General features: G+C 47.8%; 2 protein-coding genes. One reads left to right on the top strand and one right to left on the bottom strand.

The window, feature by feature from the left end; translation table 11 throughout:
* Window positions 1-437: 437 nt before the first annotated feature.
* Entirely contained in the window at window positions 438-4,175 is a 3,738-nt protein-coding gene (locus tag B9J84_RS11345) for a M66 family metalloprotease (RefSeq protein WP_179217555.1), read from the top strand.
* Between the two features lie 104 nt (window positions 4,176-4,279).
* On the opposite strand, the gene B9J84_RS11340 is transcribed toward B9J84_RS11345, so the two are convergent.
* Window positions 4,280-5,218, bottom strand: a 939-nt coding sequence (locus B9J84_RS11340; protein ID WP_094124163.1) for an L-serine ammonia-lyase, incomplete at its 5' end; no start/stop codon positions are given.

The following is a 5,218-nucleotide window of genomic DNA, read 5'->3' as shown; positions in this document are numbered from 1 at the left end:
GCATATATACAATCTCTTTTCTTACCGCGACTGACACGCTGCCGTTTAGTCAATATCTGTGCGATAAAATTGCCAAAAAAGTTGATCGCTTAATCCTCTCAATGCTCATGAACAATCGTAATCATGTGCGTGTTATATTCTTAAGTATCATTGTTTCTGATTGATTTTAATAAAATTATTTATTGTTTGTATGCATTTTTGTTGCACATTTTTTCGCGTGAATTCTCACTTTCAAGACGTCAACCTCATTGGGTTGGAACCCTTATCTCGTTACGGACATAGTGATTCTATCGAAATGAGATTAGGTAACTAATAATAAATCGGTAACCCAGTTGTCTATATCCGGAATCGATTGTTGCTTAACCAGCGCAGATTTCGTGGGTTGCTGCTGCTGAAATTCAGGCACGTCACTATAAACTAAAATGAGCAATCCAATGATGAATAAGAAACCATTAACGCTTCTGGTAGCAGGGCTACTGGGAAGCGCACCCGTTTGGGCGCAAAATGAGCTCACCTTGATCCAGATCGGGGAAAAAATCGTCGAGCGATTAGAATCGATTAAAGCGACCGCCGAACGTGGAGAAGGGGTGTTTGAACGCAACGGTGAGCGTTGGATCCACTATAAAGGCTTCGATTATCGGCTTAGTTACAAAAATGATCTGCAATTCCCCTTTATACCTTATCAAAGTGGCGATGATACGCCTTATCGCAATGTGATCGATTTTGTCGATCAGAGTTGGGAATTCATGGTGTACGACGGCGGTTTTTATCTGATGAGCCGCGAATTTGGTGTTTACGAATCGGACGAGCAAGGCTGCTTTGTGGAATACATTCCTGCGGCACACGGGTCTAAGCGCGCCGATGGTAGCTATATTTGGCAACGTGATGTCATCTATCGTACCGAAACCTCTGATTGTGGTGCGTTAGTGAAGCCAGAGATTACCTCGTTAACCGTCTCGAGCCTGTCTGATGTCGGTGTGTCATTTGACTGGCTTGGGCAAAATGAAGCCGATAAGACTCAGCTCACCTTAACCAATTTGAGTGATGCGAAGGATGTTCGCCGCTATGATTTGGTTTCTGCGGGCTTTTTTATCGGTGACCTTAAGCCAGGCACATCATATGAGATGGTGTTGAACTCGTGTAATCCAGTGGATTGTGCTGAGCCCAAGGTTGTGCGCTTTACTACTCAAGATGCTCGAGTCGGTTTTGCCGATGAAATCCCAACCCCGAACCATTTGCAAGGCACTTTAGAGGGTGGGTTGGGCATTACTCAAACCCATACATCAGTCGCGCCGAATAGCAATGAGTTAACTGGTCAAGGTCATTTGGACGTGATCATGAACCGTGAAGCGATGCTGCTGTTTACCCCGCAACAAGGGGAAGAGATTAACCAAGTCCGCGCCGAAGTGTTCCTCGATGGCGAATTAGTGCACACCACCTTGATGCTGCCGCCCAGTGCTCTGGCCGCATCGGATCAGCCAGAGAATGGCCGTATGAAGGTGGTGTTCTCTCATCACGCTTGGTCACTGCCGCTGCAATGGAACTGGATGAAGCCGGAGCTCTCACTGCGCTTGACCGACAACTTAGGCCGTGAAGGTGTGCTCAGCCAAGGAGACATCCAGTTTGGTGGTGCGCCTGAGTTGGTGATTCAAAATATCGACATGGGTATGCTGACTCAACCGCGTAACCGCAATACGATGATTCAAAATCTTCCAACTTTGGCCGCGGATTATTTCCAAAAAATACCCGCGTCTAAATTGGTGATGGCTGACTACACTCCTGCCTATTTTCCTGTTGTCACTATGCCAAATGGTGTGGTGTACACCGATAAGAGTGCGAGTACGGGTGGTTGGCACAGCGGCGATATGCGTGAAGCGATCGGTAAAGCGTTGGTCTCTACAGGTGTTAACAACGCCAACGTCGGCATTGTGAGTAGTGCGGGTTATTCGCAGCAATACAACCGCCGCTACAACCACATTACCGCACACACCAACGTCGGGGTGTATACCAAAGAAGGTACAGATTTAGCTCAAGTTGTTGTTCATGGTGGCAGTGGCGGAGGCGGTAAAGTAACCCTGCAAAATACTACCGGCAATGAATGGTCCCATGAACTGGGCCATAACTATGGGCTTGGTCACTACCCATATATGGCGTCGATTCACGATATGGAATCTGGCTGGGGTTGGGATGCGTTCCAGCAACGCTTTATCGGTAACCTGCACTGGAAAGGCGATGTCTACACCCAACAGCAAGGTGACGATATTGTACCGCCGTTTAAAGATGCGTTCCGTTTCCTGCGTGATGCGCAAAATGGCGGTGAACAAGAGTACATTGGCACCATCAGCCGCTTTACCTTGGAGCATCCGGCTCAGTCGCGCAAAGCACAGCGTTGGATGAACAACGGTTTTAACCTTGATAGCAACAGCCCAAGCGGTTATGTGCAGTGGGATCAGAGTACCCAACGTTATAAAGCGGTAGAAACCGATACACCGAAACCGCAGCAAGTGGGCGTACCCGTAGTTACTTTATTGGGGATTTACGATCCGCAGAATGAGAACCCTAGCCAAATCTATCCTCTGATTTACTCGAATTATGGCAACGTGTTTGAGCTGCCGCAGCCAGAGCAAGGGGATTATCAGTTGGAAGGTTGGCAAGCGGTGGCGAACCTGACTCAGGCACAGCTCGATAGCGATATTTGGCAAACATTACGTATAGATGGTGAGCAGCAACGTTTGTGTAAGTTTACTTTTCAAGCGGCCAATGGCGATAGATCGCAGTTTGTCGGTGGAGTTGAACCCAGTACCGATCGTTGTTCTGTTGGACGCGATGTGACATGGAACATCAACGTGAACATGACTTCTGCACAAGGCGAGTATGAATTGCTTTCCAAGTATGGTCGCGGAATGGTGACTTACACACCGACGGCCGATGTCGGTGAAGTGAGCCTATGTACACTCAATAAGTCTGGAAATGATCACGATGGAGCTGGATTTGTCGTCGGTAACCAATGTGAACAGATCGCAGGTGTGATGCATAAAAATGGCCAAACGTGGCGCTATGCCATTCGTGGCGATGAAGTGTTGCGTCCTACTTACCAGGTTCAGGGTCAGTGTCAGTTGGATGTTGAATTTGCAGATGGGATCCGCGAACAAGTTCGATTGAGTGCCTCTCGCCACGCTGGCAATGAAAGTAACAAGTTCCACGTTAACTTATCGATGGAGAATGGAGTACCAACTCAAGTGAGTTTGCATTGTTCGGATCGAGGTGGTGAAACAGAACTGACTCGAATGACGCCAGATCAGAACCCGCCGCTGGATAAGCTCAAAGGCCCAATCATCATTGGCCAAGAGTACGGTTACAGCCAAGTGGTCGATATGACACCAACCTTCGTACAGAATGAAACTCTGCTGAACACGGATTTTGCAACGATCGCTGAGTTTGATGCTTTTGTGGCCGAACACTATGGTCGTGGCGTTCTAAACAATGGCGTGACGAAAGCGGAGCGCCGAGCGGGGGCATTGTATGTCTACCCGAACCCAGAAACGGGGATGTGTGATTACTTTGTAATGCGTATGGTAGATGCTGGCGCATTCCCGGCCGATCAAACCAGTAATCAAGGTTGGAAATACCTCGGTTCTGCAGATCGCTATGTGAACTTTGCTTTCAACCCAATCAAGCTCAATAGAGCGGTTGGTGTGAGCATTGAAGCGCGTGTACAAAGCTACTTTGGTGTATCTCACTTATTGACATGGGATGAGCGTACCTCAACCACTTGGGATAAGGCGCAAAATGCGGTGTTTGTTGGGCAAATCGATGGTGAAAACCATTACTTTATCCAAAAACGCCCAGGAGAGGGTGAAGCTTTCCCGATGCTCGGAGAGTCAAACCTAGATTGGGTTTACCTTGGCAGCGACAGCACCATTCAAGCTTATCTTGCGGAATTAAATCGTGATTTAGCAAGCTTTGAACGTTCGTTACTGGAGTGGTATCAACAAGATGCGATGGGCGTGTGGGGCAGTGATGGCCAGCGTGGTCAAGTGAACGATATTTATCAATACGCTTTCCGTGGCGGCTATCATTACTACCGCTTGAAAGTGACTAAGTACGGTTATTTCCCTTACCCAACCGATCCCAATCCAACCAACAGCAGCTGGGAATATCTCGGTCAGTTTTAAGTTCCTCACTGGATCGTGAGGTAAAGTCGTAAAATGCGCCACTCGCTGTTAAGCGAGTGGCGTTAAGTTTTAATGAACGAGGTTTTTAAATAGATAGGTGCTCGTTAGCAAACGACTTTAATCGCTAAACCACCTTGGGACGTTTCACGATATTTGGCGTTCATATCTTTACCTGTCTCAAGCATGGTTTCGATCACTTTATCAAGCGAAACACGAGGTGCCGATGAGCGGCGTAGCGCCATCCGCGTTGCGTTGATCGCTTTCACGGCAGCAATACCATTGCGCTCGATACAAGGCACTTGTACTTGTCCCGCGACAGGGTCACAGGTTAAGCCCAAGTTATGTTCCATCGCAATTTCAGCGGCCATGCAAACTTGTTCAGGGCTTCCACCCATCAGTTCTGCAAGGCCCGCGGCTGCCATCGAACAGGCAACACCTACTTCACCTTGACAACCCACTTCCGCACCAGAAATAGAAGCGTTACGTTTGTAAAGCCCACCGATAGCGCCAGAGGCGGCAAAGTAACGGATATAGTCTTTTTCAGTAACGGTCTGAATGAATTTATCGTAATAGGCTAACACTGCAGGAATAATACCGCATGCGCCATTAGTAGGTGCCGTCACCACACGCCCACCCGCGGCATTTTCTTCGTTCACTGCAAAAGCGTACATGTTTACCCAGTCAACTACCGCCATTGGATCGTTAGTGGTTTTTTCTGAGGTCATTAACTGTTGACGAAGTGCTGCTGCTCGGCGTGGAACACGAAGAGGCCCTGGTAAGATACCTTCAGTATTCATACCGCGGTCCATACATTCGCGCATGGTTTTCCAAATATTGGCAAAGTAAGTACGAACTTCTTCATCAGAATGCAGTGCTTTTTCGTTAGCCATAACCAGCGTACTGATGGAAAGACCACTCTCTTTACATTGGTTCATCATCTCGTCAGCACTAGTGAAGACATAAGGAACTTTAATTGGGTTCTCTTTTTCTTTACCAAAGTTTTCTTCATCAACGATAAAACCACCGCCGATAGAGTAGTAGGT

Origin of the sequence: Vibrio sp. V03_P4A6T147 (assembly GCF_002241085.1) — a bacterium.
In the GTDB taxonomy this organism is placed as follows: Bacteria; Pseudomonadota; Gammaproteobacteria; order Enterobacterales; family Vibrionaceae; genus Vibrio; species Vibrio anguillarum.
This window is presented reverse-complemented; position numbering and strand designations above follow the sequence as displayed.